The organism is Shewanella sp. Actino-trap-3 (genome assembly GCF_002836275.1).
Taxonomy (GTDB): Bacteria; Pseudomonadota; Gammaproteobacteria; order Enterobacterales; family Shewanellaceae; genus Shewanella; species Shewanella psychromarinicola.
This window is the reverse complement of record NZ_PJCE01000001.1, coordinates 3422683-3447157: the sequence shown is the minus strand read 5'-3', so window position 1 is coordinate 3447157 and position 24475 is coordinate 3422683. Positions and strand designations below refer to the sequence as shown.

At 43.6% G+C, this 24475-nt stretch carries 16 protein-coding genes, 6 tRNA genes and 3 rRNA genes; 4 read left to right on the top strand and 21 right to left on the bottom strand.

Annotated elements, in window-relative coordinates; genetic code table 11:
- Positions 1–49 precede the first annotated feature (49 nt).
- From rpoB to CXF80_RS14790, 12 genes are all read right to left on the bottom strand, one after another.
- A complete protein-coding gene (gene rpoB, locus CXF80_RS14845) occupies positions 50–4081 on the bottom strand; it encodes a DNA-directed RNA polymerase subunit beta (RefSeq protein WP_101033697.1) in 4032 nt (1343 codons plus the stop codon).
- Between the two features lie 234 nt (positions 4082–4315).
- Positions 4316–4681, bottom strand: coding sequence for a 50S ribosomal protein L7/L12 (gene rplL, locus CXF80_RS14840; RefSeq protein WP_101033695.1), 366 nt, complete (start codon positions 4679–4681; stop codon positions 4316–4318).
- Positions 4682–4735: 54 nt separating this feature from the next.
- Positions 4736–5236, bottom strand: coding sequence for a 50S ribosomal protein L10 (gene rplJ, locus CXF80_RS14835; protein ID WP_101033693.1), 501 nt, complete (start codon positions 5234–5236; stop codon positions 4736–4738).
- 273 nt (positions 5237–5509) lie between these two features.
- Positions 5510–6211, bottom strand: a complete 702-nt coding sequence (gene rplA / locus CXF80_RS14830) for a 50S ribosomal protein L1 (protein WP_101033691.1) — start codon at positions 6209–6211, stop codon at positions 5510–5512.
- A gap of 4 nt (positions 6212–6215) precedes the next feature.
- Positions 6216–6644, bottom strand: a complete 429-nt coding sequence (gene rplK / locus CXF80_RS14825) for a 50S ribosomal protein L11 (protein ID WP_101033689.1) — start codon at positions 6642–6644, stop codon at positions 6216–6218.
- 128 nt (positions 6645–6772) lie between these two features.
- On the bottom strand, positions 6773–7324 hold the full coding sequence (nusG, locus tag CXF80_RS14820) for a transcription termination/antitermination protein NusG (protein WP_101033687.1): 552 nt from the start codon (positions 7322–7324) through the stop codon (positions 6773–6775).
- Between the two features lie 10 nt (positions 7325–7334).
- Positions 7335–7706, bottom strand: a complete 372-nt coding sequence (secE, locus tag CXF80_RS14815) for a preprotein translocase subunit SecE (protein WP_101033685.1) — start codon at positions 7704–7706, stop codon at positions 7335–7337.
- A 268-nt stretch (positions 7707–7974) separates the two neighbouring features.
- Positions 7975–9159, bottom strand: a complete 1185-nt coding sequence (gene tuf, locus CXF80_RS14810) for an elongation factor Tu (RefSeq protein ID WP_101033683.1) — start codon at positions 9157–9159, stop codon at positions 7975–7977.
- Between the two features lie 113 nt (positions 9160–9272).
- A tRNA-Asn gene (locus tag CXF80_RS14805) sits at positions 9273–9348 on the bottom strand.
- A gap of 9 nt (positions 9349–9357) precedes the next feature.
- Positions 9358–9431, bottom strand: a tRNA-Gly gene (locus tag CXF80_RS14800).
- A gap of 34 nt (positions 9432–9465) precedes the next feature.
- Positions 9466–9550: transfer RNA gene (locus tag CXF80_RS14795), tRNA-Tyr, on the bottom strand.
- Positions 9551–9557: 7 nt separating this feature from the next.
- A tRNA-Thr gene (locus CXF80_RS14790) sits at positions 9558–9633 on the bottom strand.
- 223 nt (positions 9634–9856) lie between these two features.
- Between CXF80_RS14790 and coaA the strand changes: the two genes are divergently transcribed.
- Positions 9857–10807: a type I pantothenate kinase gene (gene coaA, locus CXF80_RS14785; RefSeq protein ID WP_101033681.1), complete on the top strand. Its 951-nt coding sequence runs from the start codon at positions 9857–9859 to the stop codon at positions 10805–10807.
- Positions 10808–10844: 37 nt separating this feature from the next.
- Here the strand turns inward: coaA and birA are convergent, their stop codons facing one another.
- From birA to CXF80_RS14750, 7 genes are all read right to left on the bottom strand, one after another.
- Positions 10845–11807, bottom strand: a complete 963-nt coding sequence (gene birA / locus CXF80_RS14780; RefSeq protein ID WP_101033679.1) for a bifunctional biotin--[acetyl-CoA-carboxylase] ligase/biotin operon repressor BirA — start codon at positions 11805–11807, stop codon at positions 10845–10847.
- Positions 11804–12820, bottom strand: a complete 1017-nt coding sequence (murB, locus tag CXF80_RS14775; RefSeq protein WP_101033677.1) for a UDP-N-acetylmuramate dehydrogenase — start codon at positions 12818–12820, stop codon at positions 11804–11806. Before murB ends, birA begins: the two co-directional genes overlap by 4 nt.
- Positions 12821–13314: 494 nt before the next feature.
- Positions 13315–13430: ribosomal RNA gene (gene rrf / locus CXF80_RS14770) — 5S ribosomal RNA — on the bottom strand.
- A gap of 128 nt (positions 13431–13558) precedes the next feature.
- A 23S ribosomal RNA gene (locus tag CXF80_RS14765) occupies positions 13559–16462 on the bottom strand.
- A 352-nt stretch (positions 16463–16814) separates the two neighbouring features.
- Positions 16815–16890 (bottom strand) — tRNA-Ala (locus tag CXF80_RS14760).
- Between the two features lie 145 nt (positions 16891–17035).
- Positions 17036–17112, bottom strand: a tRNA-Ile gene (locus CXF80_RS14755).
- Between the two features lie 89 nt (positions 17113–17201).
- Positions 17202–18744: ribosomal RNA gene (locus CXF80_RS14750) — 16S ribosomal RNA — on the bottom strand.
- The 16S, 23S and 5S rRNA genes sit together here with 2 tRNA genes alongside, the layout of an rRNA operon.
- A gap of 687 nt (positions 18745–19431) precedes the next feature.
- Here CXF80_RS14750 and CXF80_RS14745 point away from each other — a divergent pair.
- Positions 19432–19875 carry an RNA recognition motif domain-containing protein gene (locus CXF80_RS14745; protein ID WP_101033675.1) on the top strand — a complete coding sequence of 148 codons (444 nt, stop codon included), beginning with the start codon at positions 19432–19434 and terminating at the stop codon, positions 19873–19875.
- A gap of 42 nt (positions 19876–19917) precedes the next feature.
- On the opposite strand, the gene murI is transcribed toward CXF80_RS14745, so the two are convergent.
- On the bottom strand, positions 19918–20697 hold the full coding sequence (gene murI / locus CXF80_RS14740) for a glutamate racemase (protein WP_101033673.1): 780 nt from the start codon (positions 20695–20697) through the stop codon (positions 19918–19920).
- A gap of 129 nt (positions 20698–20826) precedes the next feature.
- Between murI and trmA the strand changes: the two genes are divergently transcribed.
- The gene (trmA, locus tag CXF80_RS14735; RefSeq protein WP_101033670.1) at positions 20827–21924 is read left to right on the top strand and encodes a tRNA (uridine(54)-C5)-methyltransferase TrmA; all 1098 of its coding nucleotides are present in this window, start codon (positions 20827–20829) and stop codon (positions 21922–21924) included.
- Between the two features lie 64 nt (positions 21925–21988).
- On the opposite strand, the gene fabR is transcribed toward trmA, so the two are convergent.
- On the bottom strand, positions 21989–22606 hold the full coding sequence (gene fabR / locus CXF80_RS14730; protein ID WP_101033668.1) for an HTH-type transcriptional repressor FabR: 618 nt from the start codon (positions 22604–22606) through the stop codon (positions 21989–21991).
- A gap of 156 nt (positions 22607–22762) precedes the next feature.
- Between fabR and CXF80_RS14725 the strand changes: the two genes are divergently transcribed.
- The gene (locus CXF80_RS14725; RefSeq protein ID WP_101033666.1) at positions 22763–23872 is read left to right on the top strand and encodes an acyl-CoA desaturase; all 1110 of its coding nucleotides are present in this window, start codon (positions 22763–22765) and stop codon (positions 23870–23872) included.
- The last annotated feature ends 603 nt before the right edge of the window (positions 23873–24475 follow it).

Sequence of the window (24475 nt, the reverse complement as noted above, 5' to 3'; positions counted from 1 at the left end):
TGCTGATGCAAAGCACCCTTGGTTACCAAACATTGCTTAAGTGCGATGCTTACTCTTGGTCCAACTCGATATTAATACCAAGTGAACGAATTTCCTTCAACAATACGTTGAAAGACTCAGGCATGCCCGGTTGCATCTGATGGTTACCGTCGACGATGTTTTTATACATCTGAGTACGACCGTTAACGTCATCTGACTTAACTGTTAGCATTTCTTGTAGAGTATAGGCAGCACCGTATGCTTCTAGTGCCCACACTTCCATCTCACCGAAACGCTGACCACCAAATTGAGCTTTACCGCCCAATGGTTGTTGTGTAACTAAGCTGTACGAACCCGTAGAACGAGCGTGCATCTTATCATCAACCAAGTGGTTCAATTTAAGCATATACATGTAACCAACGGTTACTTTACGCTCAAATTCGTTACCGGTACGGCCGTCACATAATGTCAACTGGCCAGACTCTGGTAAGCCTGCAAGAGCAAGCATTTGCTTGATCTCTTTCTCTTTAGCACCGTCGAATGCTGGTGTAGCAATTGGAATACCACCTTTAAGGTTGGTCGCCAAGCGCACCACTTCATCATCAGTGAACGAATCGATATCAACGCGCTGAAGCACGTCATCACCTAACTCATAAACCTGCTTGATGTAACCACGAAGTTCGGCAATTTCGCGCTGCTCTTCAAGCATAGCGGTAATTTTATTACCGATACCCTTCGCTGCTGCGCCCATGTGGACTTCCAGTACCTGACCAATGTTCATACGCGATGGTACGCCCAGTGGGTTAAGTACGATGTCTACAGGATTACCTTCTTCATCGTATGGCATGTCTTCAACGGGACAAATCTTCGAGATAACACCTTTGTTACCATGACGACCCGCCATCTTGTCACCAGGCTGGATAGTACGTTTAACTGCAAGGTAAACCTTAACAATCTTCAGTACGCCAGGAGCCAAGTCATCACCTTGGGTGATCTTACGACGCTTGATTTCAAATGTCTTATCAAAGTCAGCTCTTAGCTCTTCGTGCTGTTCAGCTAACTGCTCTAATTCAGTTTGTTTGGTTTCATCGTCGATAACTTGAATTAATACGTCTTTACGTGGGATCTCAGCTAACTTAGCCTCAGAGTAACCGACAGACAGTAACAAGTTACGAGCACGGCCCAATACACCTTCTTCAAGGATCTTGAACTCTTCACCTAAGTCTTTACGAGCTTGGCGAACGTGCATATCTTCAATTTCAAGCGCGCGCTTGTCTTTCTCAACGCCGTCACGGGTAAATACCTGTACGTCGATGATGGTGCCTTTGACTGAGTTAGGAACACGTAATGAGCTGTCCTTAACGTCAGAAGCTTTTTCACCAAAAATAGCTCGGAGTAGTTTCTCTTCTGGCGTTAACTGTGTTTCACCCTTAGGTGTCACTTTACCCACAAGAATGTCGCCACCCTTCACTTCTGCACCAATATAGACGATACCTGATTCATCTAATTTAGATAAAGCAGATTCCCCAACGTTTGGAATATCAGCAGTGATTTCTTCGCTACCCAATTTAGTATCACGAGCAATACAAGAAAGCTCTTGAATATGGATAGTGGTGAAACGATCTTCTTGCGCAACGCGCTCAGAAATTAAGATCGAATCTTCGAAGTTATAACCGTTCCAAGGCATAAATGCGATGCGCATGTTCTGACCAAGCGCCAAATCACCTAAATCGGTAGATGGACCATCAGCCAATACATCACCACGAACCACTGGCTCACCAACTGAACAACAAGGACGTTGGTTGATACAAGTGTTTTGGTTTGAACGGGTATATTTAGTTAGATTGTAAATGTCGATACCCGCTTCACCTGCGTGTAGCTCATCTTCATTCACTTTAACTACGATACGGCTAGCATCAACATAATCAACCACACCGCCACGTTTAGCAGCAACAACCACACCAGAGTCAACAGCAAGAGTACGTTCAATACCCGTTCCGACTAACGGCTTATCAGCTCGTAAAGTAGGTACTGCTTGACGTTGCATGTTTGCACCCATCAATGCGCGGTTAGCATCATCGTGTTCTAAGAACGGAATTAATGATGCCGCAACAGAAATAATCTGTTGTGGAGATACGTCCATATACTGAACATCTGCTGCACGCATAAAGGTTGACTCACCTTTGTGACGACAAGCAATTTGCTCTTCAACCATGCGGTTATCAGCATCAATTTCGATGTTAGCCTGAGCAATGACATATCGGCCTTCTTCGATTGCTGATAAGTATTCAACTTCATCAGTAATCACACCATCAATCACTTTGCGATAAGGTGTTTCTAAAAAGCCGTAAGAGTTAGTGCGCGCAAAACTTGCTAACGAGTTGATTAGACCAATGTTTGGACCTTCAGGGGTCTCAATTGGACATAAACGACCGTAGTGAGTTGGATGTACGTCACGAACTTCAAAACCAGCACGTTCACGAGTCAAACCACCAGGACCAAGCGCAGAAATACGACGCTTATGCGTGACTTCTGACAACGGGTTGTTTTGATCCATAAACTGTGACAACTGTGAAGAACCGAAGAATTCTTTCACTGCCGCAGAAATTGGCTTGGCATTAATTAAGTCTTGTGGCATAAGCTCGTTTAAATCGCCTAAAGATAGACGTTCACGAACAGCACGCTCAACACGGACTAAACCAACACGGAACTGGTTTTCAGCCATCTCACCCACGCTACGAATACGACGGTTACCTAAGTGGTCAATATCGTCGACTTCATCATTACCGTTACGGATTTCGATGATTTTCTTCATAACGCAAACGATGTCTTCTTTAGACAGCACGCCACGACCTTCGTCTTCAGCAATCTCAAGACGACGGTTGAACTTCATACGACCTACTTTAGATAAGTCATAACGTTCTTCACTGAAGAATAGATTTTGGAATAAACCTTCAGCTGCATCTTTGGTTGGTGGCTCACCAGGACGCATCATACGGTAGATTTCAACTAACGCTTCTAAACGGTTAGTTGTTGAATCAATGCGTAATGTGTCAGCAATATAAGCACCATGATCAAGGTCATTGATAAATAAAGTATCAATATTCTTGATTCCAGCAAGTGATAAGTTAGCTAAATTTTCTAAGCTAATCTCGCTGTTTGCTGTCACTAACACTTCACCGGTATCTTCATCGATGTAGTCTTGAGCAGCATATTTACCAACAATATAATCTACTGGTACTTCTAGCTCAGTAGTGTTGGTTTTTTCAAGTTGCTTAATATGACGCGCAGTAATGCGACGGCCAGCTTCAACGAGTAAAGAGCCTTCAGCATCTTTAATGTCATAGCCTGCAGTTTCACCACGAAGACGGTCAGGCACAAGTGCCATTACTAATGAGTCTTTTTTAATCTTAAACTCAATACGCTCGAAGAATAAATCGAGGATATCTTGAGTTGAATATTCAAGCGCACGTAAAATAATAGTCGCCGGTAGTTTACGACGACGGTCAATACGAACGAATAGAGCATCTTTAGGATCAAATTCAAAGTCAAGCCATGAACCACGGTAAGGAATAATACGTGCGTTATACAGCACCTTACCAGAAGAGTGGGTTTTACCACGGTCATGATCAAAGAACACACCTGGAGAACGGTGTAACTGAGACACAATTACACGCTCAGTACCGTTAATAACGAAAGTACCGTTATCAGTCATCATGGGGATATCACCCATGTAGACTTCTTGCTCTTTAATGTCTTTAACAGTACCAGCAGCAGCTTCACGGTCAAACAACACCATGCGTAATTTCACGCGAAGTGGGGCTGAATAAGTAACACCGCGGATCTGACATTCTTTCACATCAAAAACTGGCGCACCTAGCTTGTAGCTGACATATTGAAGCTCAGAATAGCCAGAGAAGCTCTTGATAGGAAAAACGCTACGGAATGCGGCTTCAAAGCCACGCTCACCCGTAGGGTCCTGATCGGTGAATTTCTTAAAAGAGTCTAACTGGATAGACAATAAATAAGGAATGTCCAAAACTTTTGGACGCTTACCAAAGTCTTTGCGAATACGCTTCTTTTCAGAATAGGAGTAAACCATGGGTTTCCTCTGCTTACGAGATGTGACCAAGACTGAAATAATATAATTAAATCAGCACGTTTGCCCATCACCGTTGATGGCAAGAACCTAACCAGTAATCTCTGCTAGGGACTGCTAAAACTGGCGATAAACGGTGAAAAAAAATCGCCTGCGCATAAAGCGCAAAAAAGGCCGACGGTTAAAAAACCGCCAGCCTTCACCCAATTACTTGGGTGATGCAAGCTAGATTATAGCTTACTTAACTTCAACAGATGCACCAGCAGCTTCTAAACTAGCTTTAAGTGTTGCAGCTTCTTCTTTAGACACAGCTTCTTTAACTGCGATTGGAGAAGATTCAGCCATAGTCTTAGCTTCTTTCAGGCCTAAACCTGTAGCGCTACGAAGCGCTTTAATAACTGATACTTTGTTTTCGCCAAATGATGTAAGAACTACATCAAATTCTGTTTGCTCTTCAACAACAGCAGCTTCGCCGCCGCCTGAAACTACTGCAGCTGCAGCAGAAACGCCGAATTTCTCTTCCATAGCTTCGATTAGTTCAACAACTTCCATTACAGACATTGCTGCGAAAGCTTCTAAGATTTGGTCTTTAGTGATAGACATTAGAAATATTTCCTATTGTTCTGAATTCAATTTTATTAAGCTGCCTGCTTAAAATTAAGCGGCGTCTTGTTTTTGATCGCGAAGGGCGGCCAATGTACGAACGAATTTGCCAGCAGATGCTTCTTTCATAGTCATCATCAACTGAGCTAGTGCTTCTTCGTATGTTGGTAGTTTCGCTAAACGATCAATATCAGCTGCAGGGATAAACATCCCTTCGAAAGCTGCACCTTTAACTTCAAATTTTGCTTGTCCCTTAGCGAAGTCTTTTAAAAGACGCGCTGCTGCACCTGGGTGCACATTAGAGAAAGCTATCAAAGTTGGGCCGGTGAACGTATCTGCTAGGCACTCAAAAGCTGTACCTTCAACTGCACGACGAGCAAGAGTGTTACGTACTACACGTACAAACACACCATTTTCGCGAGCAGCTTTACGCAGACCGGTCATAGCACCTACAGTCACGCCGCGTGAATCGGCAACAACTGCAGAAAGTGCACCTTTGGCAGCTTCGTTGACTTCAGCAACAATTGCCTTTTTGTCTTCGAGTCTTAATGCCATTGGCTTTACTCCTGGATTCTACCTAGGGAATTCCCTAGTATTTACCAAATTAAACACATATGTGTTTAATTACTTACGGTGCAGATTTCCAGTAAAAAAATTTAGCTGGGGCCTGACACCGTCTACGCTGGAAATTAAGTCAATCTGACGATTAACACCTGCGGTCTTGGACGGAAACCGACTCTATTATCCAAAAATTCGAAAATTAATGAATAAAAGCGGCTTCAACCCACAAAGTGCGCATATTATAGACTAATACGCGCTCCTTGTATATTACTTCGCTTCTTCCAAAGAACTCTGGTCGATAGCAACGCCTGCACCCATAGTGGTAGAGACGCTTATTTTTTTCACGTAAATGCCTTTAGCAACTGCAGGCTTAGCCTTTTTCAGTGCTGACACTAACGATTCTAAATTTTCTTTCAACTGTTCGGTAGTAAAAGTTACTTTGCCGATAGTTGTATGGATAATACCATTTTTGTCGTTTCTGTAACGAACTTGACCCGCTTTGGCATTCTTAACTGCTTCAGCAACGTTTGGCGTTACTGTACCCGTTTTAGGGTTAGGCATTAAACCACGAGGGCCTAAGATTTGACCTAACATACCAACAACGCGCATTGCATCTGGAGAGGCAATAACAACATCAAAGTTCATTTCGCCAGCTTTAACTTGTGCAGCTAGATCTTCCATACCCACAAGTTCTGCACCAGCAGCTTTAGCCGCTTCAGCGTTAGCACCTTGTGTGAATACAGCAACACGAACGTCACGACCAGTACCGTGTGGAAGTACAGTAGCACCACGCACGTTTTGATCTGATTTACGAGGATCGATACCTAGGTTAACAGCAACGTCAACACTTTCAACAAATTTAGCAGTTGCTAATTCTTTTAAAAGTATTACAGCTTCGCTGATGTCATACTGTTTTGTTACATCAACTTTTTCGCGAATAACGCGACCGCGCTTAGTTAGCTTTGCCATTATATTAATCCTCTACTACCAAACCCATTGAACGTGCAGTACCTTCAATTGAGCGAGTCATCGCTTCAATATCAGCACCAGTCATATCAGCGGCTTTAGATTCAGCAATTTCCTGAACAACGCTACGCTTGATAGTTCCTACTTTATCAGTATTAGGACGGCCAGAACCTGATTTCAGACCTAGTGCTTTAAGCAGTAGGAAAGATGCAGGTGGAGTCTTAGTTACAAAAGTAAAAGAACGGTCACTATAGACAGTGATAACAACAGGGATCGGCATACCTTTCTCGAACTTTTCAGTACGAGCGTTGAATGCTTTACAAAATTCCATGATGTTCACACCTTTTTGACCTAAAGCAGGACCAACTGGTGGAGACGGGTTTGCAGCGCCAGCTGCTACTTGTAGCTTAATATAAGCTTCAATTTTCTTTGCCATGTCGACATATCCTCAATTTGGGTTCAAACGCATTTTGGCGACATGCCAATATGCTCCCCTGAAAACAACGGGTGCGAATTATATAAAAAACTACACTCGCAAACAATATTTATTTGTATTTATTTTAATCAGCTCTTTTCGACCTGATGAAAATCTAATTCTACTGGTGTTGAACGACCGAAAATCATCACAGAAACCTTAATACGGTTCTTTTCATAATCGACTTCTTCAATAGTACCGTTAAAGTCTGCAAATGGACCGTCGCACACACGAACAACTTCACCAGGTTCATACATAATACGATGAGTTGGAGATTCAACAGTATCTTGAAGACGTTGAAGAATAGCGTCAGCTTCTTTGTCAGAAATCGGTGAAGGGCGATCTGATGTGCCACCAATAAAGCCCATTACACGAGGAATACTTTTGACTAAGTGCCAACTATCATCATTCATTTCCATCTGGACTAGTACATAACCAGGGAAGAATTTACGTTCGCTTTTACGACGTTGACCGGCACGCATTTCAACAACTTCTTCAGTAGGAACTAAGATCTCACCGAAGTACTCTTCCATATTGTGCATTCTGATATGTTCGAGCAGTGTTTTAAGCACACGGCCTTCGTAGCCCGAGAAAGCTTGGATCACATACCATCTTTTTTTCGCTTCTGTAACTTCAGTCATTTTCAGATGCCTATACGCCAGTAATTAAATTGACTACTCGTAACAATATTGCATCTAATCCCCAAAGGATTAATGCCATTACAGCAGTAGCTGCAAGTACAATAAAAGTAGTGTTCAGCGCCTCTTGGCGAGTTGGCCAAACGACTTTACGCACTTCAATATGTGCTTCACGCGCAAAAGATTGTGCCTGCTTACCCTTGCTTGTCTGCAGCGCAATGACACCTGCAATAGCAAAGGCAATAATAACCCCAGCAACACGGGCCACTACATTAGCATCTGCATAAAATTGATTGCCTATAACAGCAGTAGCAACTAGCAATGCTGCTACGCCCCACTTAACGATATCCAAAGAATCACTCTGGTTTTCAATATTTGTTTTCATCGGTTAATTCCGTTACTCACTACGACCTGAGCTTAGCTTGGTAAACAACATATTTACCAAATCCGCATTTCCGAACTTTCCCAGAAAATGCATAAGCACAGGGTCCAAAATCGGTCATAGATTGTATTCTTATTCAGCTTTATTCGCAACAATGCAGGTAGGGTATGGTTAAAAAATCAATCAAAAAATCAAATTTTGTTCTCAATTTCACCCTAAAAATAAAAAAGGAAGCCGAGGCTTCCTTTTTCAGTGTTCACTAAAGTCGCTATTACGCGATAATTTTAGCTACAACACCTGCACCAACTGTACGGCCACCTTCACGGATAGCAAAACGTAAACCGTCATCCATCGCGATTGGGTAAATCAGTGTAACTACCATCTTGATGTTATCACCAGGCATAACCATTTCTACGCCTTCTGGTAACTCAATTGTGCCTGTTACGTCTGTTGTACGGAAGAAGAACTGTGGACGGTAGCCTTTGAAGAATGGAGTATGACGTCCGCCTTCTTCTTTGGACAACACGTAGACTTCTGACTCGAATGTTGTGTGTGGGTTAATTGAACCAGGCTTAGCTAGTACTTGACCACGTTCAACATCATCACGCTTAGTTCCACGTAATAACACACCACAGTTTTCGCCAGCACGACCTTCGTCAAGTAACTTACGGAACATTTCTACACCAGTACAAGTCGTTTTAGTTGTTGGTCTAACACCAACAATTTCTACTTCGTCTGATATACGAACGATACCACGTTCAACACGACCGGTTACCACTGTTCCACGACCTGAAATCGAGAATACGTCTTCGATTGGTAGTAGGAACGGCTTATCGATGTCACGCTCTGGCTCTGGAATATAAGTATCTAAAGCTTCTGCAAGCTCAAGAATTTTAGCTTCCCACTCTGGCTGGCCTTCTAGTGCCTTAAGCGCTGAACCTTGGATTACTGGTAAATCATCACCTGGGAAGTCGTATTCTGAAAGAAGCTCACGCACTTCCATTTCTACTAATTCTAGTAATTCTTCATCATCTACCATGTCACATTTGTTCATGAATACGATGATGAAAGGGACACCTACTTGACGAGAAAGCAAGATGTGCTCACGTGTTTGTGGCATTGGGCCATCAGTAGCAGCTACTACTAAGATTGCGCCGTCCATCTGTGCAGCACCGGTAATCATGTTCTTAACATAATCCGCGTGACCTGGACAATCTACGTGTGCGTAGTGACGTAATGGTGTGTCATATTCGATGTGAGAAGTATTAATTGTAATACCGCGCTCACGCTCTTCTGGAGCGTTATCGATTTGAGCGAAGTTACGAGCTTCACCACCATATGTCTTAGACAAAACGGCAGAAATTGCTGCTGTTAAGGTTGTTTTACCATGGTCAACGTGACCGATGGTGCCCACGTTTACATGGGGCTTGTTACGTTCAAATTTAGCTTTTGCCATGGTATTGCCTCAGTCCAACTATCTTGGTGATGAAAACACATATAGTAAAAATCCGATGCATAAAATGACATCGAATCGATTATTTAGGGTTAGGATGCTTATTCATAACAGGCTGGTGTTGGTAGGCATATTCGTACTACCGACCTCACCCTTAACAAGGGTGCGCTCTACCAACCGAGCCATATCAGCGAACAAATTTGGAGCGGATGGCGGGAATCGAACCCGCGTTATCAGCTTGGAAGGCTGGAGTAATACCATTATACGACATCCGCGCAACCTATTTAGGCTACCTAACTACCTAGAAAATGGTGGAGGGAGAAGGATTCGAACCTTCGAAGGCTGAGCCGTCAGATTTACAGTCTGATCCCTTTGGCCACTCGGGAACCCCTCCAGAAAAATGGTGCCGGCACCAAGAGTCGAACTCGGGACCTACTGATTACAAGTCAGTTGCTCTACCAACTGAGCTATGCCGGCGCATCATTTCGGGTTCGGATATTAGGTAAATGTGCCTCGGAGTGCAATAGCTAAATGGTAAAAAACCTAAAAAAAGTTTCAAATGACGCTTTTTTGCACTCATTTTGAATAGAAAGTGTGATTTGCAGACAAATGTAATTAGTGATTAATACAAATGAAGACCAAACTATTGTCGCCATTTATTCGATAGTGTAATGTGCCTGACCAAACTAGAGGAATGGTGATGAACCCAATTAACTCAATACAAGATGCACTCTACTTTGCTTTTCAGCGCAAGCATTGGGCTGAATTACGCAAATCGGTGCCGCTCACATTGAGTCAGGCTGAATTAGAAAACCTGCGTGGTATGAATGAAAAGCTGTCTTTAGACGAAGTCACTGACATTTACCTTCCCCTCAGTCGTTTACTGAATTTATTTGTCGGCTCTAAGCAACAGCGTGGACTGGTTCTTGATAATTTTCTCGAGCAGAGAGCATCTCCAGGTCCGTATATTATTAGTATCGCAGGAAGCGTTGCGGTTGGTAAGAGTACCACAGCGCGAATATTACAAACGTTATTGCAACGTTGGCCTGAGCATCCTAAAGTTGATTTAGTCACCACTGATGGTTTTTTATATCCATTAGCAGACCTTAAACGCAAAGGATTACTACAGCGTAAAGGCTTTCCTGAAAGCTATGACATGAAAATGTTAGTGGAATTTATTTCTGCGGTAAAAGCAGGTAATGAAGAAGTTATTGCCCCGCTTTACTCGCATGTGACATACGATAGACGCTACGATGAACATCAATCCATATGTCAGCCTGACATTTTAATCTTAGAAGGCTTAAATGTGCTGCAAACAGGCTTAGACAGCCCGGTTGATACAAGGAGGCCGTTTGTTTCAGATTTTGTAGATTTTTCTATTTATGTCGATGCTGAAGAATCATTACTGAAAGACTGGTACAAACAACGATTTTTACAATTCAGGCAAGGTGCATTTAGTGATCCAAACTCATTTTTTCATCACTATTCATCTCTATCCGATGATGAAGCTAATGTTATTGCGGCGAACATTTGGGATACTATTAATGGGCCGAATTTATCATTAAATATTCGGCCAACGCGAGAGCGGGCCCACCTCATTTTACAAAAGGGACCAAATCACTTAATGGACCGCGTTTTATTGAGAAAATAATAACATATGCGCCTATAACTAGGCTCATGTTTACCCTCTACAGTGCTGACCTAAGACTAATTTCACCACCTAGATAGCGCTTAACACCTTGTTCGGTTTCAAGTATTAACGCCCCTTGTTTATCAATACCTCGGTAAATACCACTAACTGAATTAGGGGCCATTAACAGGGTAACATCACGATTAACAAATAAATCAAATTCATTCCAGCGGTCTAAAAAAACCTCTAACCCTTTCTGCTCGAATAACTGCAGATCAGCCTTAAGGGTTTTATGCAGTTTAATCAATAGCTCGGTTTTATCAGGCATACTCATCAAACTGGATAGGTCACTCCATGGCTGGTCAATAAGCTCACCTTGCTCAGCAGACATACTCATATTAATACCAAAACCAAGCACTAGTTCGGTTTGTTGGTCTGTGCAATGAGAGATTTCCACTAAAATTCCTGCCAATTTCTTATTATCAAGGTAAATATCATTTGGCCACTTTAATCCCAATCCTTGGACACCAAAATTTGATAATGTTTTAGCTATAGAACAGCCAATAACGAGGCTTAAACCACTTGCTTGGCTAATATCGCCATTTAAGCGCCAAAACATAGAGGCATAAATATGGTGACCATAAGGGGATAACCATTGCCTTCCTCTTCTTCCACGGCCGGCAGATTGATATTCAGCAATACAAATATCACCGGATTTCAGTTCAGCAGCATGTCCAAGCATAAAAGCATTAGTGCTTGTCGTTTCATCAAAATAAAAACAGCGCCCATCAACACCATTAACAAGATGTGACTCATTTACCAGTGACAGAGGCTTTGCTAATTTATAGCCTCGGCCCTTTACACTGTATATTTCAATACCATAGTCTTTCAATGCATCGATATGCTGATTAATTGCTGCACGAGAAAGCGATAAAGACTGCGCAATGACCTCACCCGAAACAAAACGATCATGGTGTAAACACGCTAATATTTGGCGCTTGCGTGACCAATGTTCATTCATTTTATTTCTATCTCCCCAACTGAACCCATAATCCTAGGCTCGGGTTGTAATATGACAGCAAACTTGTCAAAAACCATCTGGATGACGTATTTCGCTAATTGACAGACTTGTTTGCCAGTAGCGTGACCGAGGTTAACCAACACCAAAGCTTGATCTTGATGAACGGCAGCATCACCGATATTAACCCCTTTTAAACCGACGTAATCGATTAACCAACCTGCAGCAAGTTTATATTGACCATCAACTTGTTGATAAGCGACCAGGTCGGTAAAACAAAGTTTAAGTTCATTATAGGCCTTAGTTGAAACTAGCGGGTTTTTGAAAAAACTACCGACATTGCCTAATACCTTAGGATCTGGCAATTTTGATTGGCGAATGTGGCAGACGCAATCAAATATCTGCTTGGCTGTGACTGTCGATGGGTCAAAGTGTTGCAAAGGCCCATAATCTATTACAGGCACCCAATGCTTAGCCAATTTCAGTGTGACCTCGGTAATTACGGCTAAATTATTGAGTTGTTTTTTAAAAATAGACTCACGATATCCAAAATCACATTGTTGGTTGTTAAAACGAACCAAGTGTCCTGTATCGAGTTGTAAAAACTCGATCTCGTAACAGAACCGATTAAATTCAACACCATAGGCACCAATGTTTTGTATTGGTGCCGCACCTACAGTCCCAGGGATCAGAGCCATATTTTCTAAACCATCAATCTGTTTTTGCAAACAGGACTCAACTAGGTTATGCCAATTTTCGCCGGCTTGAATGGTGATATATTGATAATCATCATCTGCAGTAAACTGTATCCCTTTTGTAGAGACTTTTACCACAGTGCCATCATAATCTTCAGTAAAAACCAAATTACTGCCGCCGCCAAGCACCAACATAGGCAACTGTTGTTTATACAATTTATTACAAATATCAATGAGTTCAGCTTTGCTCGTCACTTCAACAAGTGAAGTGCAATTCTGCTGAAGAGCAAAGGTATTAAACGCTGCCAAAGATATAGACATAGAGAATCAACTTTATAAAGAATGCGGTTATTGTAACAGGGAAGATAACTTTAAATTAGTTTGTTTCTGTTTAAAAAAGCAGGTTATTTAAGGTAAATTTGATTTAATAGAGCAAATAAAAGTATTCTCACAAGTTGCAAAACAAATCAGTTCTGGTCGATCTATTGAGATATGAGTTGGTTAAATCTACGAAAATAGCGACTAAAAACACATATTTCAAACACATATTTCGAGTTAAACCTACGCTGTTCGGCCAATTTCGAGACATGTGGCCCCATATAGCGGTAGTAGAATAACGCAAGCTCTAGCAGGACGCAGTCCGCCCTAGCAGCGCAGCTACCCTAGCAGGACACAGTCCACCCTAGCAGCGAAGCGACCCTAGCAGGACGCAGTCCACCCTAGCAGCGCAGCGATCCGGTTTGTTAAAATGCAGACGTAAAAAAGCCCGCTATGTAATAGCGGGCTTTTTCACTACTCTTTCGAGTAAATTAGGCGCCTGGAAATGACCTACTCTCGCATGGGGAGACCCCAAACTACCATCGGCGCGATTGCGTTTCACTTCTGAGTTCGGAATGGGATCAGGTGGTGCCACAATGCTATGGTTTCCAGACAAATTTGTATATCTACCGCCTTTAAGGCCGTAAATAATAATTCGGAAAGCTGATTTTTTTGAGTCTACAAAACACTGTTTAAGCGCTCTATTCTAACACTAAGGTCAGTAAAACCCATCTGGGTTGTATGGTTAAGCCTCACGGGTCATTAGTACAAGTTAGCTCAACGCCTCACAACGCTTACACACCTTGCCTATCAACGTAGTAGTCTCCTACGGCCCTTTAGAGAGCTTAAAGCTCTAGGGATGACTCATCTTAGGGCTCGCTTCCCGCTTAGATGCTTTCAGCGGTTATCGATCCCGAACGTAGCTACCGGGCAATGCCATTGGCATGACAACCCGAACACCAGCGGTTCGTCCACTCCGGTCCTCTCGTACTAGGAGCAGCTCCCTTCAATCATCCAACGCCCACGGCAGATAGGGACCGAACTGTCTCACGACGTTCTGAACCCAGCTCGCGTACCACTTTAAATGGCGAACAGCCATACCCTTGGGACCGACTTCAGCCCCAGGATGTGATGAGCCGACATCGAGGTGCCAAACACCGCCGTCGATATGAACTCTTGGGCGGTATCAGCCTGTTATCCCCGGAGTACCTTTTATCCGTTGAGCGATGGCCCTTCCATTCAGAACCACCGGATCACTATGACCTACTTTCGTACCTGCTCGACGTGTATGTCTCGCAGTTAAGCTGGCTTATGCCATTGCACTAACCGTACGATGTCCGACCGTACTTAGCCAACCTTCGTGCTCCTCCGTTACTCTTTGGGAGGAGACCGCCCCAGTCAAACTACCCACCAGGCACTGTCCCGAACCCCGATTAGGGGCCGCGGTTAGAACATCAAAACTACAAGGGTGGTATTTCAAGATTGACTCCACTCAGACTAGCGTCCAAGCTTCAAAGTCTCCCACCTATCCTACACATGTAGGTTCAATGTTCAGTGCCAAGCTATAGTAAAGGTTCACGGGGTCTTTCCGTCTAGCCGCGGGTATACGGCATCTTCACCGCAATTTCAACTTCACTGAGTCTCGGCTGGAGACAGCGTGGCCATCATTACGCCATTCGTGCAGGTCGGAACTTACCCGACAAGGAATTTCGCTACCTTAGGACCGTTATAGTTACGGCCGCCGTTTACCGGGGCTTCGATCATGAGCTTCTCCGAAGATAACCCAATCAATTAACCTTCCGGCACCGGGCAGGCGTCATACCGTATACGTCATCTTGCGATTTTGCACAGTACTGTGTTTTTGATAAACAGTTGCAGCCACCTGGTATCTGCGACTGCCAACAGCTTAAGGAGCAAGTCCTATCACCGTCGGCAGCGTACCTTCTCCCGAAGTTACGGTACCATTTTGCCTAGTTCCTTCAGCCGAGTTCTCTCAAGCGCCTTGGTATTCTCTACCCGACCACCTGTGTCGGTTTGGGGTACGATCCCCACTAACCTGAAGCTTAGAAGATTTTCCTGGAAGTATGGCATCAACTACTTCATCACCTTAGTGACTCGTCATCAGTCCTCAGTCTTGCAATTAAATGCGTATCCCCGGATTTGCCTAAGAATACAACCTACCACCTTAAACGCGGACTACCAACGCCGCGCTAGCCTAGCCTTCTCCGTCTCTCCATCGCAGTTAGTGAAGGTACAGAAATATTAATCTGTTTCCCATCGATTACGCCTTTCGGCCTCACCTTAGGGGTCGACTCACCCTGCCCCGATTAACGTTGGACAGGAACCCTTGGTCTTTCGGCGAGGGAGTTTTTCACTCCCTTTATCGTTACTCATGTCAGCATTCGCACTTCTGATACGTCCAGTGTGGGTTACCCCTTCACCTTCAACCGCTTACAGAACGCTCCTCTACCGCGCAATTCTAATGAAATGCACCCGTAGCTTCGGTGGTATGTTTAGCCCCGTTAAATCTTCCGCGCAGGCCGACTCGACTAGTGAGCTATTACGCTTTCTTTAAATGATGGCTGCTTCTAAGCCAACATCCTAGCTGTCTGAGCCTTCCCACATCGTTTCCCACTTAACATACACTTTGGGACCTTAGCTGACGGTCTGGGTTGTTTCCCTTTTGACAACGGACGTTAGCACCCGCTGTCTGTCTCCCGAGTAGTACTCATTGGTATTCGGAGTTTGCAAAGGGTTGGTAAGTCGGGATGACCCCCTAGCCTTAACAGTGCTCTACCCCCAATGGTATTCGCTCGAGGCGCTACCTAAATAGCTTTCGAGGAGAACCAGATATCTCCGAGTTTGATTGGCCTTTCACCCCCAGCCACAAGTCATCCGCTCATTTTTCAACATAAGTCGGTTCGGTCCTCCAGTTGATGTTACTCAACCTTCAACCTGCCCATGGCTAGATCACTCGGTTTCGGGTCTACACCTTGCAACTAAACGCGCAGTTAACACTCGGTTTCCCTACGGCTCCGCTATTCGCTTAACCTCGCTACAAAATGTAAGTCGCTGACCCATTATACAAAAGGTACGCAGTCACGGTCTCAAGAACCGCTCCCACTGCTTGTACGTACACGGTTTCAGGTTCTATTTCACTCCCCTCACAGGGGTTCTTTTCGCCTTTCCCTCACGGTACTGGTTCACTATCGGTCAGTCAGGAGTATTTAGCCTTGGAGGATGGTCCCCCCATATTCAAACAGGATGTCACGTGTCCCGCCTTACTCGTTTTCATCTACGGTTAGTTTTCATGTACGGGGCTATCACCCTGTGCCGCTGTGCTTTCCAACACATTCCACTAACACCCCATAGACTTAAGGGCTAATCCCCGTTCGCTCGCCGCTACTAGGGGAATCTCGGTTGATTTCTTTTCCTCTGGGTACTTAGATGTTTCAGTTCCCCAGGTTCGCCTCATAACGCTATGTATTCACGTTATGATGACCACTTATGTGGCCGGGTTTCCCCATTCGGATATCGTTAGCTCAAATGCTTATTACTAGCTCGCCAACGCTTTTCGCAAGTTATTACGTCCTTCATCGCCTCTGACTGCCAAGGCATCCACCGTATACGCTTGGTCACTTAACCATACAACCCAAATGAGTTTCACTTGCGTGAACCTCTGAGTCATATCATGACCAGCTGGTTTTTACTTGTCTCACCTCCGGGTAGGAAGTGGACTCGCCTTAGTTTTTTAGAATATTCAAGACACTTAAACAGTGTTTTGAGAACTCAAGATACTAATGCTTTCGCATCAGTATTATTTTTCGCACTAACGTAATCACACCAATAACAACGAATCATTATTCATGCGCCTTTAGTTAGTACTATCAGCTTTCCAAATTGTTAAAGAGCGGGCTTAAAAAAGCCAAAGATAAAGTTTCATTTATCTTTGGCATCTCTAACCTATGCATATGCTTATCATCATGATAAGTGTAAATGGTGGAGCTATGCGGGATCGAACCGCAGACCTCCTGCGTGCAAGGCAGGCGCTCTCCCAGCTGAGCTATAGCCCCATTTACATGCAGTTGAGATTTTACGTTTACCTTCAATGAAGGTCTTACCAAAAAAATTGGCTTGCCAATCGTTTCTAATCAAGGCGGTTGATAGCGACGTTTAGTATACTAAACGAGTTATCATCCAACGCAGAGTAGGAAAGATTGGTGGGTCAGAGTGGACTTGAACCACCGACCTCACCCTTATCAGGGGTGCGCTCTAACCAGCTGAGCTACAGACCCAACGTAATTTCTCTTTCTTTCTATCAAGTAATCTGTGTGAACACTCACATGCATCGCTGCACTTTTAGGTATTGAGTTAGTCGTATAGGTAAGGAGGTGATCCAGCCCCAGGTTCCCCTAGGGCTACCTTGTTACGACTTCACCCCAGTCATGAACCACAAAGTGGTGAGCGTTCTCCCGAAGGTTAAACTACCCACTTCTTTTGCAGCCCACTCCCATGGTGTGACGGGCGGTGTGTACAAGGCCCGGGAACGTATTCACCGTGGCATTCTGATCCACGATTACTAGCGATTCCGACTTCACGGAGTCGAGTTGCAGACTCCGATCCGGACTACGACAAGCTTTGTGAGATTAGCTCCACCTCGCGGCTTTGCAACCCTCTGTACTTGCCATTGTAGCACGTGTGTAGCCCTACTCGTAAGGGCCATGATGACTTGACGTCGTCCCCACCTTCCTCCGGTTTATCACCGGCAGTCTCCCTAGAGTTCCCGCCATTACGCGCTGGCAAATAAGGATAGGGGTTGCGCTCGTTGCGGGACTTAACCCAACATTTCACAACACGAGCTGACGACAGCCATGCAGCACCTGTCTCACAGTTCCCGAAGGCACAAGTCCATCTCTGGTCTCTTCTGTGGATGTCAAGAGTAGGTAAGGTTCTTCGCGTTGCATCGAATTAAACCACATGCTCCACCGCTTGTGCGGGCCCCCGTCAATTCATTTGAGTTTTAACCTTGCGGCCGTACTCCCCAGGCGGTCTACTTAATGCGTTAGCTTGGGAGCCCAGTGACTAAGTCACCAAACTCCGAGTAGACATCGTTTACGGCGTGGACTACCAGGGTATCTAATCCTGTTTGCTCCCCACGCTTTCGTGCATGAGCGTCAGTCTTTGTCCAGGGGGCCGCCTTCGCCACCGGTATTCCTCCAGATATCTACGCATTTCACCGCTACACCTGGAATTCTACCCCCCTCTACAAGACTCTAGTTCGCCAGTTCCAAATGCAATTCCCAGGTTGAGCCCGGGGATTTCACATCTGGCTTAACAAACCGCCTGCGCACGCTTTACGCCCAGTAATTCCGATTAACGCTCGGACCCTCCGTATTACCGCGGCTGCTGGCACGGAGTTAGCCGGTCCTTCTTCTGTAGGTAACGTCACAGTAACGGGCTATTAACACGCTACCTTTCCTCCCTACTGAAAGTGCTTTACAACCCGAAGGCCTTCTTCACACACGCGGCATGGCTGCATCAGGGTTTCCCCCATTGTGCAATATTCCCCACTGCTGCCTCCCGTAGGAGTCTGGGCCGTGTCTCAGTCCCAGTGTGGCTGATCATCCTCTCAGAACAGCTAGGGATCGTCGCCTTGGTGAGCCATTACCTCACCAACTAGCTAATCCCACCTAGGTTCATCCTGTCGCGGAAGGCCCGAAGGTCCCCTCCTTTCCCCCGTAGGGCGTATGCGGTATTAGCAGTCGTTTCCAACTGTTATCCCCCTCGACTGGGCAGATCCCTAGGCATTACTCACCCGTCCGCCGCTCGTCACCTCAGGAGCAAGCTCCCTTGTGTTACCGCTCGACTTGCATGTGTTAGGCCTGCCGCCAGCGTTCAATCTGAGCCATGATCAAACTCTTCAATTAAAGTTTTTTGAAAACCCCACTCTTACAAGTAAGAACGATGCTTTCGGCTCAATGAATTCTGATTTCATTAATTAGACTCGGAAGAATCTAAATAATGTTTGTACATATTACTATGAACACTCATCGTTGCATTGAGTTGAAATTTTTTGATTGCCAACATTCCGAAGAACAGAAGACAATTTCGAATAACTCAATACCTGTGAATGTCCACACAGATTACTTGATAAATTGTTAAAGAGCGTTGATGCTATCTTTCATGCATCGCCGTAAGACGCTAGGTCATTGGCTTGGGTTTTACGCATTCCCTTTATGGCGTCAAGTGTTTTTTCAAACTTCTTTTTGCCTGTTATCAACACTATTAAGTAGTTGTAAATAACGCTAACCGGTTTCTGCTTTCGCTGTCTGCCGTGTCAGTGGATGCGCATTATAGGCAGCTTGAGATTTAGTGCAAGCGCTTTTATTGATGAAATGTTTTGAATGTCGAACTTTTGGTCAGATCGATTCTTTTTTAACTTTTTTGTTCAAAGAACCGTCTTCACCTAAATCACAAAACACTTATTTTTGATATTTAAGTTGATTTCAAGCTCAATTTTTCAACAGTACTCTGGTTTATCTGGTAATTTTTAATTAGTATGTAATAGTATTTAACAGTTATTTATCATTTTTTTATTCATTAGAGATTATTTTATGCAGAAATCATTCGTGATTGTTTTGATTGCGGCGCTTCTTGGCGCTTTTGTTTTTTCTCAGTTTGGCGGCACACCATCTTCGGTAGCGTTTATTGCTGGTGTAGTCGTTGCGACGTTAATTTTCACCTTTATGCCATCTAGTGGTTCAAATTCTACAGAGGAACCGTATGTAGGTCCCACTATGACACTGTATGTTGGCAACTTGCCTTATCGTGTTCATGAGGGAGAAGTAAAAGCATTGTTCGGTGAGTACGGACCGGTTAACTCCGTTCGTTTAGTACGAGACCGTAAAACAGGACGCCGTAAAGGATTTGGGTTTGTTGAGATGTCTGAAGCGGGAGCACAGAAGGCAATGTCGAAATTAAACGACTACAGCTTTCAAGAACGCACGTTAAAGGTAAGAGAAGCTAAATCACAAGAATCTGATACAGAAAATAGCTAATCGTTATTGAGCCGGATTCTTAGCACTATTTAAACAGTGTTGTTAGTCGGTTATGGTTACCAGCGAAAAATCACCAAAACCATAATCGACTAATGTTGCTTTAAGCCCTTCGCTAATATCCTTGGTATAACACGCTTGTAATTGTTTACTTCCATCATTGTCTCTGCTCAGTAAAAACCTAACTCGCTTTGCTACTGCTTCCCCAGAATCTAATAGTGTTACGCCGCCACCAAGATAATAACTAATTTCTGACGCTATCATTGGGAAATGGGTACAGCCCAGTACCAGTACATCAATATTAGATGCCGCTATGGGAAATAAGATATCGTTTAGTTTATTCCTATCGATTTGCTGACGCGCCACATGTTGCTCAGCAAGTAACACTAAATCTGACGTACCAAATAATTCGACCTTGCAGTTTCCAGCAAACTGATTGATTAGCGCTTGAGTGTAATCTCGTTTCACTGTGCCCGGCGTAGCCAATAAACCAATGTGCTTTTTCTTCGATAACATCGCGGCAGGTTTTATGGCAGGAACAACGCCCACGATAGGAATTGTTAATTGTTGGCGTAATAGCGGCAATACCAAAGTACTGGCGGTATTGCAGGCAACAACCACGATACTGGCATTAACACGTCGAGCATGATGGGTGATCAGAGCAACACATCCAGCTATTAACTCTTGCTCTGATAAGTTGCCATAGGGCAAGCGGGCATTATCAAATAAATAGCAATAATCATGCTGTGGCAGCTGTTTTCTAATTTCATTCATGACCGACAATCCGCCGATACCAGAATCAAATACTAAAATAGGTCCAGACAATAGGGGCTCCAAATATGAATATGCTCAGTTTTAATCGTCATGTCATTTTATACTTAGGCGCGTAATACTAGACATCAGCGTCATTTAGTATACTATTTGCGCCCTTTTTTACAGTCTTAGGTGGTCGATATGAATTTAGCTGCAATGGATCCTAAAAACTACGATGCACAATTACAACAAAAGCGCATCAAGCTAGAACAGGCCTTTGCCGATTTCAATCCACCAAAGCTTGAAGTCTTTGCTTCTGAGCCTATGCATTATCGCATGCGTGCTGAGTTTAGAATGTGGCATGAAGGTGATGACTTATATTACTACATGTTTGATAAAGCATTGAATGCTAAAGTGCGTTGCGATCAATATTTGCCAGCGGGGTTGATGATTAATCAAATGATGGCTGCATTAATCACCGAATTAACTCCCAATCCTGCGTTACGCTATAGGCTGTTTCAAATTGACTTTTTATCGACGTTAAGTGGCGAGATATTGGTCTCTTTGTTATATCACCGTCAGCTTGATGAAGAATGGCGCGAACATGCGACTCAATTAAAGGCAAAATTGTCTGCTCAATTTAATGTCAGTATTATTGGCCGAGCACGCAAACAGAAAATCGATTTAGATAAAGACTATGTTACCGAAACGCTTACTGTAAACGCTCAACGATTATATTATAAGCAGATAGAAAATAGCTTTACCCAGCCCAATGCTAAAGTATCCGTAAAAATGTTGGAATGGGCCGTTGATGCAACTAAAAACAGCCAAGGAGATTTACTTGAGTTGTACTGTGGCAACGGCAATTTTACTATTGCATTAGCACAAAATTTCAATCGCGTTTTAGCAACCGAACTGGCCAAGCCTTCAGTTGATGCCGCTCAGTACAATATCGATATTAATAAAGTCAATAATGTCCAAATTATTCGTATGTCTGCTGAAGACTTTAGTGATGCGATGGCGAAAAAGCGTCAATTTAGACGTTTAGAAGGCATCGACTTAGACAGTTACGATTGCAATACTATCTTTGTTGACCCGCCTCGTGCAGGCATTGACCCTGAAACATTAAAGCTTATACAAGGTTATGAGCGGATTTTGTATATTTCATGCAATCCAGAAACACTGAATGACAATTTGTTAACCTTAGGCCAAACACATAAAATCACTCGCTTTGCGCTATTTGACCAATTCCCCTATACCGACCACATGGAATCGGGAGTATTACTAGAACGTAAGTAATGCAGATTAACTAACAAACAGGGCGCTAATGATTAGCGTACTGTTTGTTTATAAAGGCAGTTGATTAGGCTCTATTATCCATTTTATGTTGTAACGCTTCAGCACCAGTAGCGACCATCCGCAGTTGCAATACTAATTGGTCGGCCAACGCTCTACGTTCGCTACGTTTTGAATCCAACGCCGATGCTCCCGCATTAAATACCAAAATAACCAGCGCTTCAGCTTGAGCGCGCGCTAACACAGGTGTTCGGTTAGCTTGTGCTTCAGTGTAATGAGCAAGTTCAGAGATAAAGTGTTCAATTTCGCGCTCAACTGCAGCTCTAAATGCGGCAGAGGTACCTGAACGTTCATGTAACAGTATTCGAAATACGTTAGGATTTGATTCCAACACTTCCATAAAAGTGTCAACAGAAATACGGATCACGCTACCACCGGCTTCTGCGCGTTGACGACCTTTACGCATCATTTGACGTAAGGTTAATCCGCCTTCATCGACCATGGTTAAGCCAAGCTCGTTCATATCTTTAAAATGGCGATAGAATGATGTGGGCGCAATACCAGCTTCACGTGCAACTTCACGTAAACTTAAGCTAGAAAAGCTACGCTCGGCACTGAGTTGATTAAATGCAGCATCTACTAATGCACGGCGGGTTTTTTCCTTTTGTTGTGCTCTTACGCCCATTTACTAATCCATTCAGTCAATATTAATTCACAGATAATACCGTTTTTACAACAGAAACACAGCCCTGTTAAGCTTGACCATGACTAGTTCTGTACGTTAAATTAGCGTACAATTGTACGCTCAACTTATTTATCCCTATTATTGGAACCCTACTAAATGAAAAAACCTCCAATCATTTGGCTTAATACCCTGTTATTTGCCATTACTTTTATTGGTGCTCTGGTGTTAATCCCTTGGCGTGGTTTTACCCATGGCTTTGATGGCATTGAATGGATTGCATTTGTTATTTTCGCTTACGCAAGTGGTCTATCGATTACTGCGGGTTACCACAGATTATGGTCACATAAAGCTTATAAAGCTCACTCATCGGTTCGTTTTTTATACGCACTAGGCGGAGCATTAGCACTACAGAACAGTGCATTACATTGGTGTAGTGATCACCGCGTTCATCACAAACATGTTGATAATAATGATAAAGATCCGTATTCAGCCAAAATGGGATTTTGGTACAGCCACATAGGTTGGATGCTGCGCGAGTATCAAGCAAGCCGCTATAGTAACTATAATAACGTCCGCGATTTACAAAATGATCGTATCGTTATGTGGCAACACAAGCACTACTTAGCCTTAGTGATTTTAATGAATATAGGTTTACCAGCATTTATAGGCTGGTTGAATGGCGATATTTTATCAATGGTACTTATGGCAGGTTTATTGCGTCTAGTGGTAGTACATCACTGCACGTTCTTCATAAACTCATTGGCTCATCTCTGGGGTAAACAACCGTACACGGATAAAAATACCGCTAAAGATAATGCATTTTTAGCATTGCTGACATATGGCGAGGGTTATCACAACTTCCATCATATTTTCGAAAATGATTACCGCAATGGAATAAAATGGTGGGACTACGATCCAACCAAATGGTTAATCAAGCTAATGAACTGGTTTGGTTTAGCCAGTGATTTACGTAAAGTGCCACAAGAGCGCATTGAAAGTGCACGTTTGCAGATGCAACTTTTACAAGCACAGAATCAGGTTGCGCACTTACCTAACTGCGATGAAATAATCGAAAAATTTCAAGCAGAGTATGAGCTGATGAAGCAACACTTAGTTGACTATTATCAAGCGAAAAAGAGCTTGTTAGAGGCGAAACGCAAGCAACTTACAGATCACAATCTGAAACAACAAGTACAATTATTGCGTAACCAATTTCTTGAACAACAACGTAATTGGAAAAGCTTAACGGCTGCTTATACGTCATAATACGTAAATAGCATAAAAAAAGGTTACGTATAGCGTAACCTTTTTTTTTAAGTAATCTCAACGAGTTCGAGTAAAGAGTTAATTAATCTCAGCTCTTAACCCATGTTGAGGTTTGGTAAATTGTTGGGCGCACTTGCTGTTACAACATTTGGCAGTTGGTCTGACTGCCATCGAAAAAGGGGCAATGCTCAGCGCCACTTTAGACCAAAAATCCTTAGGGAAAGTGGTAAGTACCCGCCCTTGTGGCTAAAGTTAACCCCCTCACTCCAGAGGCTAACAGGATCGTATCGCCGTCTGCTGAGTATTCAACAGTGTATTATCACTCATCTTTAACGTTAATGTTGTGGCTAACTGCGCTAATGACTGTTCAGATACCGCTAATAATAAATCGTGGTAGCTTCTCAATATATGAATCAAAGTACTTGATACCTAACCTATTTGACTCGCCAATTTTATTAATCTTAGCTTATCGATGTTCTCGGCTTTAAATGGGTCATCACCATCGCTCGCCATTTGTTTTATGTGTTCATGTGTATGCTCTTTGCGCCTTACCACGATAGTCGGCTCTCCGTCATATTATCTCTATTGGTTGAAAAACTAGCC